The sequence below is a fragment of the Loktanella sp. IMCC34160 genome, from assembly GCF_004145845.1.
In the GTDB taxonomy this organism is placed as follows: Bacteria; Pseudomonadota; Alphaproteobacteria; order Rhodobacterales; family Rhodobacteraceae; genus SELP01.
The window spans coordinates 622,901-637,118 of record NZ_SELP01000001.1 but is presented as its reverse complement, the minus strand read 5'-3'; the positions used below and the strand labels follow the sequence as shown (position 1 = coordinate 637,118).

General features: G+C 61.5%; 11 protein-coding genes. 7 read left to right on the top strand and 4 right to left on the bottom strand.

Features of this window, described 5'->3' with window-relative positions; translation table 11 throughout:
• Positions 1–131 precede the first annotated feature (131 nt).
• From EU803_RS03095 to EU803_RS03070, 6 genes are all read left to right on the top strand, one after another.
• Positions 132–1,562: a class I adenylate-forming enzyme family protein gene (locus tag EU803_RS03095; protein WP_165352761.1), complete on the top strand. Its 1,431-nt coding sequence runs from the start codon at positions 132–134 to the stop codon at positions 1,560–1,562.
• Positions 1,555–3,018, top strand: coding sequence for a class I adenylate-forming enzyme family protein (locus tag EU803_RS03090; RefSeq protein ID WP_129679630.1), 1,464 nt, complete (start codon positions 1,555–1,557; stop codon positions 3,016–3,018). Before EU803_RS03095 ends, EU803_RS03090 begins: the two co-directional genes overlap by 8 nt.
• Positions 3,015–4,493 (top strand): class I adenylate-forming enzyme family protein, encoded by a 1,479-nt coding sequence (locus EU803_RS03085; protein WP_129679628.1) that lies wholly within the window; start codon positions 3,015–3,017, stop codon positions 4,491–4,493. Before EU803_RS03090 ends, EU803_RS03085 begins: the two co-directional genes overlap by 4 nt.
• The gene (locus tag EU803_RS03080; RefSeq protein ID WP_129679626.1) at positions 4,487–5,941 is read left to right on the top strand and encodes a class I adenylate-forming enzyme family protein; all 1,455 of its coding nucleotides are present in this window, start codon (positions 4,487–4,489) and stop codon (positions 5,939–5,941) included. Before EU803_RS03085 ends, EU803_RS03080 begins: the two co-directional genes overlap by 7 nt.
• Positions 5,942–6,152: 211 nt before the next feature.
• Positions 6,153–6,758, top strand: coding sequence for an outer membrane beta-barrel protein (locus EU803_RS03075; protein ID WP_129679624.1), 606 nt, complete (start codon positions 6,153–6,155; stop codon positions 6,756–6,758).
• Between the two features lie 86 nt (positions 6,759–6,844).
• Positions 6,845–7,804: an NAD(P)-dependent oxidoreductase gene (locus EU803_RS03070; RefSeq protein WP_129679622.1), complete on the top strand. Its 960-nt coding sequence runs from the start codon at positions 6,845–6,847 to the stop codon at positions 7,802–7,804.
• Between the two features lie 50 nt (positions 7,805–7,854).
• Here the strand turns inward: EU803_RS03070 and glpD are convergent, their stop codons facing one another.
• A complete protein-coding gene (glpD, locus tag EU803_RS03065) occupies positions 7,855–9,453 on the bottom strand; it encodes a glycerol-3-phosphate dehydrogenase (RefSeq protein ID WP_129679620.1) in 1,599 nt (532 codons plus the stop codon).
• A gap of 256 nt (positions 9,454–9,709) precedes the next feature.
• Between glpD and EU803_RS03060 the strand changes: the two genes are divergently transcribed.
• Positions 9,710–10,471 carry a DeoR/GlpR family DNA-binding transcription regulator gene (locus tag EU803_RS03060; protein ID WP_129679618.1) on the top strand — a complete coding sequence of 254 codons (762 nt, stop codon included), beginning with the start codon at positions 9,710–9,712 and terminating at the stop codon, positions 10,469–10,471.
• Positions 10,472–10,526: 55 nt separating this feature from the next.
• On the opposite strand, the gene purF is transcribed toward EU803_RS03060, so the two are convergent.
• The 3 genes from purF to radA form a co-directional block, all read right to left on the bottom strand.
• A complete protein-coding gene (gene purF, locus EU803_RS03055) occupies positions 10,527–11,987 on the bottom strand; it encodes an amidophosphoribosyltransferase (protein WP_129680160.1) in 1,461 nt (486 codons plus the stop codon).
• 158 nt (positions 11,988–12,145) lie between these two features.
• Positions 12,146–12,703, bottom strand: a complete 558-nt coding sequence (locus EU803_RS03050) for a CvpA family protein (protein WP_129679616.1) — start codon at positions 12,701–12,703, stop codon at positions 12,146–12,148.
• A 17-nt stretch (positions 12,704–12,720) separates the two neighbouring features.
• Positions 12,721–14,094, bottom strand: a complete 1,374-nt coding sequence (radA, locus tag EU803_RS03045; RefSeq protein WP_129679614.1) for a DNA repair protein RadA — start codon at positions 14,092–14,094, stop codon at positions 12,721–12,723.
• Positions 14,095–14,218: the final 124 nt, after the last annotated feature.

Genomic DNA, 14,218 nt, shown 5'->3' with positions numbered 1-14,218 from the left:
GCGATAGATTGTTTGGGGCAACTCTACCCTGATAGTACGGAAATACGAGCCGGAACCGCAGAATTTGGCGCTGCATATATTCTATCGGAATGAAGTTTGATGTACCACTTTCGTGGGAAGGGGACCCAACATTGCAGCACTTCAAGAACATCGGGCAGTTGATTCTCGAAACTGCCGAAAAGCATCCTGATCAGCTCGCTATCGTCAGTGATCAGTCGATGCTGAACTACCGGAAATTTTCACAGGCGGTTCTGTCCGTTGCGTCGCGGCTGCGGGCCGCTGGGATCGGCCCGGGCAAGATCGTGGCCCAGAGCGACGACAATCTGGCCGAGGTGGCCCCGGTCATGATTGCCTGTGCGGTGCTGGGCGCGTCCTGGGTCAGCCTGCGTGTCTCGCAACATCTGCCGCAAGACCTGTCGCCGACTCTCGTGATTGGGGACGCGCCGTCGCGGGGCGACGTTGCCGGGATCGCATTGGATCCCTCTTGGTTCACCGCCGACCCGCTTGATCCTGGCACAGTTCCGGAGATCCAGCCCGACGTTCCATTCTTGTTTGTCGCCACTTCTGGAACGACAGGCGCACCCAAGGTCATCGCCATCACCCAGCAACAGCAGGTCTTGCGTGCGGCTGCCACCCGCGAAGATTTCGTTCCCCGCCAGACAGTCTTTGCAACGTTGTTCCGGGCGAACGCCTATCCCTACATCACCCGCTTCCTCAGCGCCTTCGTCAATGGTGCGACGGTCGTGGACAGCCGGTCGCCAGACCTTTGGTTCGCGGCGGGCGTCAACCATCTGTATGGGTCAGTCGCACAGATGGCCGAATTCTTTGGAGCAAACAGCCTGCCCCGGAAGATGCCATTGGTGCATGTGTCCGGTTCACGATTGTCCGACGGGCTGGCCCGGCACCTGATCGAAAATTTCGACACGGTCATCGACCTTTATGCATCGACCGAAACCAACAGATCGTTCAAGAACCAGAAATCCCTGGGGCCGGACGGTCAGATCGTGACCACGGGATTGCCGCTGGATAGCGAGGTCCAGATCGTCGACGAGGACGACGGTCCGGTACCGGCAGGTACAGTCGGCATTGTCAGGGTCCGGAACGGCTATCTTGTCGACGGGTATCTGAACAATCCGGAGGCCACGCAGGCATCATTCCGAAACGGATGGTTCTATACCGGCGATCTGGGACAGGTCGGCAAGAACGGCGAGTTGATTGTCATTGGACGCGCAGGCGATGTCCTGAACCTTGGTGGCGTAAAGATAAATGCCGCCGAAGTTGACGACCACCTGCGTGCGCTTCCCGCAGTGGCGGATGCCATGTGTTTTGACGTGCCAAGCGACGATGGCCCCAACGAGTTGCTTGCCTTCGTGGTGCCCCGCCCCGGGGTGGAAATGTCGGACATCGCCGCACAGTGCGAACAGCTGGTTGCACCCGTGATCGGCAAGGCGCGTATGCCCCGTCGCCTTATCCAGATTGCCGAGGTTCCGCGCGCCCATGACGGGGGTGCGAAACGGTTCCTGTGCCGCCAGATCTACCTAGGAGGCCGCAAGGTTGGCTGACCAAGAACGTCCATATAACATTGCGTTGCACTACTTTGACGTAGCCGGATCGGCCCGAAATTTCCCCGCCATCATCGGCAAGGATTTCGCACTGTCCCACCACGATCTCGCGCAGGTCATCCGCGGTGTCGCGATGCATCTGGCGCGGATGAACGTCGGCAGGGGGAGCCTTGTCGCGCTGAATTCGACGAACACCGTTGCCATTCTTTCAACGCTCTTTGCGACCGCCCTTTTGGGGTCCCGTTTCTGTATTGCAAGCCCGACGCTTGCCCGTTTCAAGACTGTTGTTCCGACGCATTTCTTGCGGACGCCCGAGGTGGCGGGTCACCCCGCGGTTCCATTCCAGGTTCTGGAAGCCGAATTGTTTTCGCCCGTGTCCGGGTGGGGCGACGGCGCGGATTACACGCCGTCACATCCGACTGACCCTTGGATGTTCCTGCACACCTCCGGAACGACCGGCGCGCCGAAGTTCATCACGCTGTCCCAGCAAATGGTCCGGGATCGCAGCGCCGCCGTGGCTGATGATTTCCCGGCCCGCGCAACCACCTTCGCGACCTTCTTCCCCCCCACATCGCGGCCCTTCTTCGCACGGGCGATTGCCGCCCTTCTTCAGGGATGCTCCATTGTCGAAGGGATCGACACGGATCACTGGCTGGCCAGCGGCGTGAACTTCGTCTCTGCCTCGCCAAGTCATATGACCAAGATGATGACAGGGCGGCGGCTACCCCGGAAGATCGAGCGCCTTGAGGTCAGCGGATCGAAGATCCCGCCGATGGCGGCAAAGCACTACTTGGAAAGTTTCGACACGGTGATCGACGTCTACGGCGCCAGCGAGACGTCAAAGAGTTTTTCAAACAAACTGGAACTTGACGCGACCGGAGAGGTCGTCGCGCGGGGCCTTCCCCGTGACAGCGAGGTCGAAATCGTCGACGACAACCTGCAGCCCAGAAAACCGGGCGATTTGGGCACGGTCCGGGTTCGCAACACCTATATGGTGGATGGCTATGTCAACGCCCCGGAAGCGACCCGGAAAGCCTTCCGTGATGGGTGGTTCTACCCCGGCGACATTGGGTGCTGGGGCCCGAACGGCGACCTTGATATCCTAGGGCGGGACGACGAGGTGCTGAATGTCGGCGGCTACAAAATGCAGGCCAGCCTCGCGGATCTTGTCGTGCGCAGCGTCGAAGGCGTGTCCGAGGCTGTCGTCTTTCCCAACCCGCTGCCGAATGCCGCCGATCCCTTGCTGGCCTTCGTTGTGTTCGAAGACGCGAACGGGCGGCACAGTATCTCGGAAACGATCATCGAGGCCTTCACGCGCGCTTTTGGGTTCGGGCTGACCCTTCGGAACATCAAACCCGTCACCGACTACCCGCGCGACGAGAATGGCAACCCTGACCGGTCCGCCTGCGCCAGAATGGTCCTTGCCCGCGCCCGGGACCTTGGGGAGCTGGCATGACCGCCATTGCCCAACCCAGCAACATTGGCGGCGCGATCCGAAGAGCGGCACAGTCCCACCCCGATCGCGATGCACTGATCGCCGCCGACATCCGGCTCAGCTATGACAAACTGTGGCAGGTGTGTAGGGTCTTCGCGGTCCGGATGAACGACGCGGGGATAGGCCGGAGCACGCGCGTCCATCTCCTGTCCAGAGACGCCATTGTGTCTGTCGCGGTCATGGCAGCGACGAGCCTGCTGGGCGCACGGTTCGAGATTTTCAGCGGCGCGGCACAGCCGTCGGGGAACGACGACGTCATCCTCTATTCCCCGGATCAGGTGGCGCCCAAGGTCGGACGGTCGATCCTGATCTCTCCGGAATGGTCGCCACGGTTTTCGCAGGTCGGAGAAGAGGTGGAACAGGGCTTTGCCGGATACGGGGCTGCGTCGGATCCATGGTGGACCCTCTATACATCGGGCACGACCGGCACGCCCAAGGCGCTCCTGCTCACGCATCAGATGGCATTCGACCGGTCGATCGCCGTCCGGTCTGATTTTCAGGGGGCCAAGACCCGTTTCACATCGCTGTTTCCCTGCAATACCCGTCCGTTTTTCGTGCGAGCGATGGCGGCCTTGGTGAATGGCGCGACCATCGTCGACACGTTCGAAAGTCGCTTTATGGCGCAGGAAGGCGTCAACCTCGTGGCCGGAGCCCATAAGCAGGTTCAGGATTGGGCCGCCGCAAACCCGGATCAGACCCGGTTCTCGACGCTTCAGGTCAGCGGCGCGAAGGTCACGGCCGACATTGCCGCGAAATACCTTGAACGCTTTGATATCGTTGAAGATGTCTATGGCTCGGGGGAAACCAACAAATCCTTTGTAACCCGATACACCGCCACCAAGAACGGGATCGACTGCGTCGGCGTTCCGCAAGATTCAACCGTCGAGATCGTAGACGACGACGGGGGGCTTTGCGGCGTTGGTGAGATCGGCACGGTCAGAATTTCGAATGGCTATATGACCGATGGCTACGTTGACGCACCGGACGCGACCGCCAAGTCATTCCGCGACGGTTGGTTCTATCCCGGAGACCTCGCCCGTTGGACGACAGACGGCGCGCTCGATATCCTTGGCCGGGTCGATCATGTCCTGAACCTTGGGGGTGCAAAGGTCGACCCGTTGGAAATCGAAGCCGCGCTGACCGAGGGGGCCGGTGTTCGAAAGGCTGCGGTTTTTGCTGATCCGGCAAGCGCCCCGGCATCAAGGATCGTGGCATTGCTGGAACTTTTTCCGGGCCATGATGCCGACCGGACCATCCGTGACGCGACCGACCACTGCCGATCCAAGCTTGGTCCGGTGAGGACGCCGGAGAGTGTCCTTGTCGTCCCCGAGATACCAGTTACGCTTGACGGAACCCCGATGAGACGGGACTGCGCCAAGCTGTTTAAATCGTTGTTCCCAAAGCCCTCTTTGAACGAAAAGGACAAGACATGTTGACGAGCAAGCTCGTTGCCGCTGTCCATGCGGAAGCAGCAAAGACCCACCCAGATCAACCCGCGCTCGTTTTCCCGGACCAGGTTCTGACCCACGACCAGTTGCGCAGGCTTGGGTTGTCCTTTGCAAGCCGCATGCAGGCCGCCGGTGTCGGGGTCGGGTCGCGGGTGCAACTGCGCACGCCAGAGCCGACCTTGGTTCTTGCTGTCTTGCTCGCGACCTCATGGCTTGGGGCACAATTCGTCCCCTTTGCCGGCGAGGGCAACACGCCCGTTGCGCTGTCACCAACGCATTATCTCTACGATCCCAATGCAAAAGAGGCACCTTCCCCGGACGCGATAGCAATCGACCCCGATTGGTCGCCGGCACGGACCGATCCGTTTGATGTCTCGACCTCGCCTTCTGGCGCTGCCGACGCAGATTGGCTCTGGGTTCATACCTCGGGCACGACGGGAATTCCGAAATATCTCGCGCTCAGCCAGTCGATGGTGGTGGCGCGATCACTTGCAGTCGGGGACGAATTTTCGCTCGGCAGCAAGCATGTCTTGCTGGCGCATGTCTACAGCAGGCCGTTTCTGGCCCGCGCCATTGCGGCGATGCTGAACCTCTCTACGCTCTATTTCGATCTTGCGCCCGATGCCTGGCATGACGCCGGGATCAACATGGTGTCGGGGTCGCGATCGCTCTTGAAGTCCCGCCTGAACGGGGCCGTCCTGTCCCCGAAACTCCCCGTGGTAGAGCTTGCCGGTTCGCGACTGCCCGAAGCCGAGGCGATTGAGTTCCTCAAGTCATTCGAAACCGTCGACGACACCTATGGCGCCAGCGAGACAAGCAAGAGCTATTCCACGTTCTGGACCTTGGGCGCGGACGGCGCGCCTGTTCAGACCGGTCGGATGCGCGATAGCGAATTCCAGATCCTTGGACTGGATAACACCCCCGTCGGACCGGGCGAAAGTGGGGTCGTCCGGGTCCGCAATCCCTATATGGCCAAGGGCTACCTCGATGATCCCGAAGCAAGCGCGAATTCTTTCCGGGACGGATGGTTCTATCCGGGAGACGTTGCAAAAGTGACGGCCGATGGGCGCCTGTCGTTTGCCGACCGTTCCGACAACGTCATCAACATCTACGGTGCCAAGGTTAACGGCTTCGTCCTTGACCAGATCTTCCGCCAGACCCCCGGGATCAAGGACGCCATTTGCTTTCGAAACCCAAAGCCGGGCGCGGACGAAGAACTCTTTGCGTTCGTTGTCTACGAAGAGGACGCCAACCAACTGCAGGCCATCGCAAGCGCGAAATTTGCCGTCGAAGAACGAATGGGCGAAGAGCTTGTGCCAAGGGTGTGCCGCCCGGTGAACGCCATACCCAGAAAGGCCGACGGAACACCGGACCGCCAAGCCTGCGCCGATCTGGTGCTGAAGGTTGTCGCCGCGAAAGCGACTCAGCCAGACTAGGAACTATGGTCGCCCTGAATACGCCGATTTCGCCAGCAAAGCGGCCCAAGGTGATACATAATGACTACAATTTTGAGAAACTAGGCCGACTTTTCAGGGGGAATACACCCATCGAACTTGACGCAGGGGCATGGTTTCAAGTCAAATCGGGCCATCGTTTTGTATATTTGTTAACGATTGATATTTTCAACAGGAGCCAAGGGGAAATTACATGGAAATGAAAAAGGCGCTGAAGACGAGCGTTGCATCGGCAACCGCGCTCGCAGCGGGCGGAGCCGTTGCGGAAGCGCAGGACTGGACCGGCCCCTACGCAGGTCTGTCGTTCGGTACAAACTGGGGCACCTCGCCCTACCAGCCCTACGTCTATGACGAAGGCTACCAGATTGGCGGCGAAAGCTTCGGCGGTCACGTCGGCACGCGCTGGAACATCAACCCGAACATGCTGATGGGTGTCGAGCTTGCGATCAACGGCCCGATCAACGCAGACGCGTTGAATGACGGTGACAACGATCCGGAAGACTACATGCTCAACGGTCTGACCGACCTGAAACTGTCGCTGGGCATGCCGGTTGGCGATGCGCTGGTCTACGGTTTCGGCGGCATGTCGTTCGGCAAAGGGATCGGCTACTCCAATGACTATGAATACATGGTCAGCGGTGCGAACGTTGGTCTGGGTGTGGAATACATGGTCACCGACAAGATTTCGCTCGGTGCCGAGTATATCCAGCGTCACATGAACGGCTACACTTCGGGCGGCAACCCGGAGAACCCGAGCCCGATGCAGAGCCTCTCGCTGCGGGCGTCGTTCCACTTCTGATCCGCGGATCAGGTCTGAGATTGGAAAGGGCTGGTCAGTTGACCGGCCCTTTCTTTTAGAGCACGCGAAGGCCGAAAGGTACGTTGATGAGCACGCGGCAAGAGGTGGTGGTTCTCTTCGGAGGCACCGGAGTTATCGGTCGTGAACTTGCCCAATGCGCCCAGGCTGGCGGGACATCTGTCTTGTCGATTTCACTCGATCCCGACCACGACACTGCCGCCTATTCGAACCGCCTTCTCGACCTGTCGACAGCGCCGCCCGGCGCGATCTCGCGGCTCTTGGAGGACCACTGTGGGACCAGCCTGCGCGTGGTCACCATGGTCGACGTTGTCGGACTGGCGCCGCACCGGATTGACGAGGTGGCCGATTATGCCCAGCGTGCCGGGGCATCTGTGGCCATGGTATCGTCCAGCCTCTTGTACCGCCCAAAACCCGACGGCATCTATGACGAGGCCGCCGAGGTTGTCACGCCCGACAGCGATCTCTTCCCGTATCAACGGCTCAAACTGGCGCAAGAACAGGCGCTCTCAAAAAGGTCCGACGTGGCATGGCGCATCTTTCGCACGAACCATGTTATCGGGCGCGGCGGTCTGCTTGGCTGCATTCCCGATCACAATCGTGATCCGGACCTGCTCGACCGGATCACGCGCGGTGCCCCCTTGAAACTCGCCCGGAAGGGCAAGGTGCAATTATCCTTTGTCCATGCACGGGACTTGGCCGAGGGCCTCCTGCACCTCTGTGCAATCGAGACCACGGCGCAAAGGGTGATGAACCTGGTCCATCCTGTCCCGGCGCTCGCCTCCGACTACTTCCAACTCCTCGCATATCACCTTGGGGCCCCGGCCCCGGTCATCGAGGACTATCGCCCGGACGATGGGAATTTCTGGAGCCTGACGGCGGCAGACAATATTCTGGTCAGCCAGCGGCCCGAGCTGGACCAACTCAGGTTCCAGTTCGACCTTGGGGGGGCACTTCGCGACGCCCTGCAGATTGATCCCGGAAGCTACGCGTCCTTCGGAAGCTTCCTGGCGCAGCGGATAAAATAGGGGGCAGTGGCTCCGATCCCTGCGGTCAGGGCAGGAATTGCCCCGTCACGTCACGCTGACGCCGTAGCGTTGGATTGGCGACGCTGCGCCATCCATTCATCAAGTGTGCGGATCTGTTCGCGTGACAGCCGCAGCCCCAGTTTGTTTCGACGCCAGACCACATCCTCGGCCGTGCGTGCATATTCATTGGCCATCAGCCAATCGACTTCGGCTGCGGTCAGCGTCGCGCCGAAATCCCGCCCCAAATCCTTGGCAGACTTGGCCTTGCCAAGGATTTCCCCGGCCTCGGTGCCATAGGCCCGTGTCAGGCGCCCCGCCCAATAGCTGGTCAGGAACGGAAATCTGGCCTGTAGGTCGTCGATCAGCCGGGACACCCCATCAACGGGAAAATCGCCGCCCGGAAGAGGGACACCCGCCGTCCATGCGCCCGCTTTGACGGTCAGATGCGCCCCGATTTTTTCCAGCGCGCTTTCGGCAAGACGCCGGTAGGTCGTGATCTTGCCCCCGAAGATGTTCAGCACCGGGGCCCCGGCGCTTGTGTCCACTTTCAGGGTATAGTCGCGTGTCGCGGCGGTGGCGCTGCTGGCCCCGTCGTCATACAGCGGGCGGACACCGGAATAGGTCCAGACGATATCGTCCCGCGTCAGCTGTCGCTTGAAATACTGGTTGGCGAAGCCCAGCAGATAGTCCTGCTCTTGCGGCGTGCAGATCGGCTTTTCCGAAGGGTCGGCATGTTCGGCATCGGTGGTGCCGATCAGGGTGAAATCCGTCTCATAGGGGATCGCGAAGATGATCCTGCCGTCGGTGCCTTGGAAGAAATAGCACTTGTCGTGATCGTAGAGACGGCGGGTCACGATATGGCTGCCGCGCACCAGCCGGACCCCCTCGCGCGAGTTCAGATGCATCTTGCTCTGGATGATATCGCCGACCCAAGGGCCGCCCGCGTTGACCAGCATTCGGGCCGTGTGGGTTTCCACCTCGTCGGTTTCGGTATTGCGGGTTTCAATTCTCCAAAGCCCGTTTTCGCTGGTGGCGTTGACGACCTGGGTGCGGGTCATGATCCGGGCACCGCGCGCCTCGGCATCCCGGGCATTCAGCACGACGAGGCGGGAATCCTCGACCCAGCAGTCGGAATATTCATAGGCCCGGGCGAACCGGTCCTTCAGCGGCGCGCCCTCTTTCGATCCGGGCAGGGTCAGCGTTGATGTCCCCGGAAGGATCTTCCGGCCGCCCAGATTGTCATAAAGGAACAAGCCCAGCCGGATCAGCCACGCGGGCCGACGCCCCTTCATCCAGGGCAGAACCAGCCGCAAGATTTTCGAGGTCGGCGTGTCCCCCTCGAACCGCATATCCCTATGATAAGGCAGAACAAACCGCATCGGCCAGCTGATGTGCGGCATCGCCCGTAGCAGCACTTCCCGTTCGATCAACGCTTCGCGAACCAGACGGAATTCGAAGTATTCGAGATACCGCAGACCGCCGTGAAACAGTTTGGTCGAGGCCGACGAGGTCGCCGAGGCCAGATCGTTCATCTCGGCCAGCGCGACCGACAGGCCACGGCCCGCCGCGTCCCGGGCGATGCCGCATCCGTTGATGCCGCCCCCGATGATGAAAAGATCATAGTCCGGTGTGTCGTCAGCCAGTGCCACGCGAATCTCCTGTCGGGCGCGTCAATGCGCCCTATTTGGCAGAAAGGAGTGCGATTTTCAATCCAATATGTTCGTTTTAGTTCGCTTTCCCACATTGTAGTGTTATCAATACTTTAATGGCCATTCTGGCCAGCGGATCCTGGCAAGTTCCCGTGAAACACATCTTATGGATTGCTATTCTGCTCGTTTTTTTCCACCCTCACCCGCGAATTTGCGCGATTTCGCCGCGCCGGCCGACCAAACCGAAAGACCTGTCATGTCCCAGACCTTCCGCCATCCCGATATCCTTGAGATCGCGCGCCGTGATGGGAAGGTGACGGTCGAGGGCCTTGCGCAGCATTTTGGCGTGACCCTGCAAACCATTCGCCGCGATCTGACCGATCTGGCCGAGGCGGGGCGGCTGGAGCGGGTGCACGGCGGGGCGGTCCTGCCGTCCGGCACGACGAACATTGGTTATGAGGAGCGCCGCCGCCTCAACCCAGAGGCCAAGCGCGCCATCGCCCAGGCCTGCGCGGCACGAATTCCGAACAATATCTCGCTGTTTCTCAACATCGGCACCTCGACCGAGGCGGTGGCACAGGAACTAATGCGGCACGAAAACCTGATGGTCGTGACCAACAACATGAACGTGGCGAACATCCTTGCCGGGAACAGCGATTGCGAGGTTGTCGTGACCGGCGGCCAGTTGCGGCGGGCCGATGGGGGGCTGGTGGGCAACCTGGCCACCGATACGATCCGCCAGTTCAAGTTCGACCTTGCCGTGATCGGGTGTTCGGCGCTGGACCGGGAGGGCGACCTTCTGGACTTCGACATTCAGGAGGTGAGCGTCAGTCAGGCGATCCTGCGCCAATCCCGCAAGACATTTCTGGTGGCCGACCAGACAAAGCTGACCCGCAGCGCGCCGGTTCGCATCGCCTCGCTTGCCGATATCGACACCATGTTTACCGACAAACCCCTGCCGCCCGACCTCGCCCAGGCCTGCGGGTCATGGAACACCCAGATTACAGTGACCGGGTAGCGCCCTGCGGGAATGGCCGATCGTCAGCAGCAGGCCGGAAAGGGGCCCTGTTGCCCTACTCCGCCGCCTTCAGTTCGAACCCTTTTTCGATCATGTCCGACGGGGCCACCGGGTATTCGCCCGAGAAGCAGGCGTCGCAGTAGGCCGGCGCCTTGGGGTCGCGTCCCCCGGCCTCGCCCACAGCGCGATAAAGACCGTCGAGCGAGATGAAGCGCAGGCTGTCCACGCCCAGATGTTCGCACATCTCTTCCTCGCTCATGGTCGCGGCCAGCAGCTTTTCACGCTGCGGCGTGTCCACCCCGTAGAAACAGGGCCAGGCCGTCGGCGGAGAGGCGATGCGGAAATGCACCTCGGCCGCGCCCGCATCAAGGATCATCTCCTTGATCTTGCGGCTGGTGGTGCCGCGCACAACGCTGTCGTCCACAAGGATCACCCGCTTGCCCTTGATCAGGGCGCGGTTGACGTTCAGCTTCAGCCGCACACCCATGTTGCGGATCTGCTCGGTCGGTTCGATGAAGGTCCGGCCCATGTACTGGTTGCGGATGATCCCCATCGCATAGGGAATACCCGATTGCAGGCTGTATCCGATGGCCGCGGGCGTGCCGCTGTCCGGCACCGGGCAGACCAGATCGGCATCGACCGGGGCTTCCTTGGCCAGTTCGCGACCGATGTTTTCGCGGGTCTCATAGACCGACCGGCCACCCAGAATGCTGTCAGGGCGCGAGAAATAGACATGTTCGAAGATGCAGAACCGGGATTTCTGTCTCCGGAACGGGAAGTTGCTTTCGACCTTGCCCTCGGTGTTGATCACGACCATCTCGCCCGGCTCGATCTCGCGGACGAATTCGGCCCCGATGATGTCCAATGCGCAGGTCTCGGAGGCGAGGGCCCAGCCCTTTTCCCCGACCTTGCCCAATACCAGCGGACGCACGCCCAGCGGGTCACGGACCCCCATCAGCTTGGTCCGGGTCATGGCGACGACGGAAAACGCGCCCTCGACCTTGCGCAGCGCCTCTTCCATGCGGTCCGGGATCGACCGGCCCATGGACCGGGCCATCAGGTGGATGATGCATTCGCTGTCCGACGAAGACTGGAAGATCGACCCCCGTTCGACCAGTTCGCGGCGCAGCGCATCGGCGTTGGTGATATTGCCGTTATGGGCAATCGCCGCGCCGCCCATGGAAAACTCGCCAAAGAAGGGCTGCACGTCGCGGATCGCGGTCTGGCCCTTGTTGCCGGCCGTGGAATAGCGGACGTGACCGATACCGATGGTGCCCGGCAAGAGCTGCATCACCTCGGCGCTGGTGAAATTATCGCGGACATAGCCCATGCGGCGGGCCTGATTGAACCCGGTCTCGGGGTCGTGGGTCACGATCCCGCCGGCCTCTTGCCCGCGATGTTGCAGGGCGTGAAGGCCAAGCGCGATGAAACTGGCCGCGTCGGCAACGCCAATGGCGCCGAAGATCCCGCACTCCTCCTTCAGCTTGTCGTCGTCGAAAGGATGGGCGGGGGGCATTTGTGTGCGCACGGGGTCGGGCTCCGAATCCGTCTGGGGCAGTTGCGCCCGTGATAGTCGGTCGGGCGGGGCATGTCATCAAACTATCACACGCAAACCGATCACAAAAGCAAAGGGCCGCAGATGCGGCCCCATGTCTCTGCCCTGTCTGTCGGCATTTACTCGACCGAACAGGCCCCGACCAGCTGATCGTATTGCGACTGGATCCAGCCCAGCGCGGCCTCGGGGTTCTGATCCTCGACATTGGTGGTCATGCTGCGGAAGATCTTGGCCGACCGGCTGTCATCCACCATGGCAAGGTCCTGACTGGACAGGATCGTGTCGTATAGGAAGAAGGCCACCGCCACGAGCAGGATGCCGCGCAGCACGCCAAAGAGGAACCCAAGCCCCTGATCCAGCCCGCCCAGCGCCGAGCGCTGCACCACCGAGGCAAACAGCGGCGTGAAGATCGAGAAGATCACCAGGGCCACGGCAAATACCGCGGCAAAGGCCGCGATCACCGACAATTCACAGCTGTCGCCGATGAAATCGCCCAGCACCGGCACCTGTTTGACCAGCGGCTGCACCTGATCGGCAAAGATGAAGGCCACGATGGTGGCCCCGATCCAGCCCGCGATGGCCAATGCCTCGCGCACAAGGCCGCGGCTGTAGGCCAGAAGGGCGGAGACGATGATCGTGACCGCGACGACACCGTCGATGATGGTAAAGCCTTCCATATGTCCCTCTTGTCCCGTCAGCCCGCCTGCCGCGGACCGAATACCTGTTCCACAAAACCGGCAAGATCGGCGGTTTCCCGCAGCGACAGTCCGGCAGCCGACGCCCGTTTGGGCAGTTCCGGCAGGATGGCCGAGGTGAAACCAAGTTTTTGCGCTTCTTTCAACCGATTTTCGGTCTGGACCACCGGGCGAAGGGCGCCAGACAGGCTGATTTCGCCGAATATGACACAATCCGGGGGCAATGCCGCGTCCTCGCGGGCCGAGACCAGCGCCGCCGCGACCGCCAGATCGGCCCCCGGTTCACTGATCCGCAAGCCACCCGCGACGTTCAGATAGACATCAAGCCCGGTGAAGGTGACGCCGCATCGCGCCTCGAGCACGGCAAGGATCATCGCCAGCCGCCCGCCGTCCCAGCCGACCACGCTACGCCGGGGCTGGGCCGTGGGGGACGGGGCGACAAGGGCCTGAAACTCGCACAGCATCGGGCGCGTGCCTTCGATGCCGGCAAAGACGACAGAGCCCGGCGCGGGCTTGCCCCGTTCGGACAGGAACAGGGCCGAGGGGTTCTTGACCTCGGCCAGCCCCTTTCCGGTCATCTCGAACACGCCGATTTCATCGGCGGGGCCAAAGCGGTTCTTGACCGCCCTCAGGATACGGAATTGGTGGCCGCGCTCGCCCTCGAAATACAGGACGGTATCGACCATATGTTCGACCACGCGGGGGCCAGCGATGGCGCCTTCCTTGGTGACATGGCCGACCATGACCACCGCGATCCCGTGCCGCTTGGCGAAAGTAGTCAGTTCATGGGCCGAGGCGCGGACCTGAGACACCGACCCCGGCGCACTGTCCACGTTATCGGCCCACATGGTCTGGATCGAATCGATGATCGCCAGATCCGGCTTTTCCGCCTCAAGCGTGGTCAGGATGTTGCGCAGGTTGGTTTCCGCCGCCAATTGCACCGGGCTTTCGGTCAGGCCCAGACGGCGGGCACGCATCTGCACCTGCGCCGCCGACTCCTCGCCCGAGACATAGATCACCTTCAGCCCGTTGCGGGCAAACCGCGCCGCCGCTTGCAACAGCAACGTGGATTTTCCGATGCCGGGATCGCCACCGACCAAAAGGGCCGAGGCCTTGACCAAGCCGCCGCCCAGCACCCGGTCCAGTTCGGCGACGCCCGCCTCGGTCCGGGGCGGCTCCGGCTCTTCCGTGGCAAGATCGGTCAGGGTCAGGGCCTGCCCCCGCTTGCCACCAAGGGACTTCGATGCAGGACCGGCCGATAGGGGCTGTTCCTGAACAATCGTGTTCCACGCGCCGCACGCATCGCAGCGGCCCGACCACTTGGAAAACGCGGCCCCGCATTCGGAGCAGAGATAAGACAGATCTTTGGCCATGTTCACCTTTTGGACCAATGTCGCCTGCTTGGCAATCCGCAAGGGGTGGTGGGTCAAGACCCACCTTACCCGGGGGCGCTTCGCCCCCCGGACCCCCCGAGGATATTTGAGACCCAAAGAAGGA

Bases quoted from the DNA above. Each gene is read 5' to 3' on its own strand.
- EU803_RS03085 (WP_129679628.1), top strand. From the start codon at position 3,015: ATGACCGCCATTGCCCAACCCAGCAACATTGGCGGCGCGATCCGAAGA.
- EU803_RS03080 (WP_129679626.1), top strand. From the start codon at position 4,487: ATGTTGACGAGCAAGCTCGTTGCCGCTGTCCATGCGGAAGCAGCAAAG.
- EU803_RS03075 (WP_129679624.1), top strand. From the start codon at position 6,153: ATGGAAATGAAAAAGGCGCTGAAGACGAGCGTTGCATCGGCAACCGCG.
- EU803_RS03070 (WP_129679622.1), top strand. From the start codon at position 6,845: ATGAGCACGCGGCAAGAGGTGGTGGTTCTCTTCGGAGGCACCGGAGTT.
- EU803_RS03060 (WP_129679618.1), top strand. From the start codon at position 9,710: ATGTCCCAGACCTTCCGCCATCCCGATATCCTTGAGATCGCGCGCCGT.
- purF (WP_129680160.1), bottom strand. From the start codon at position 11,987: ATGCCCCCCGCCCATCCTTTCGACGACGACAAGCTGAAGGAGGAGTGC.
- EU803_RS03050 (WP_129679616.1), bottom strand. From the start codon at position 12,703: ATGGAAGGCTTTACCATCATCGACGGTGTCGTCGCGGTCACGATCATC.
- radA (WP_129679614.1), bottom strand. From the start codon at position 14,094: ATGGCCAAAGATCTGTCTTATCTCTGCTCCGAATGCGGGGCCGCGTTT.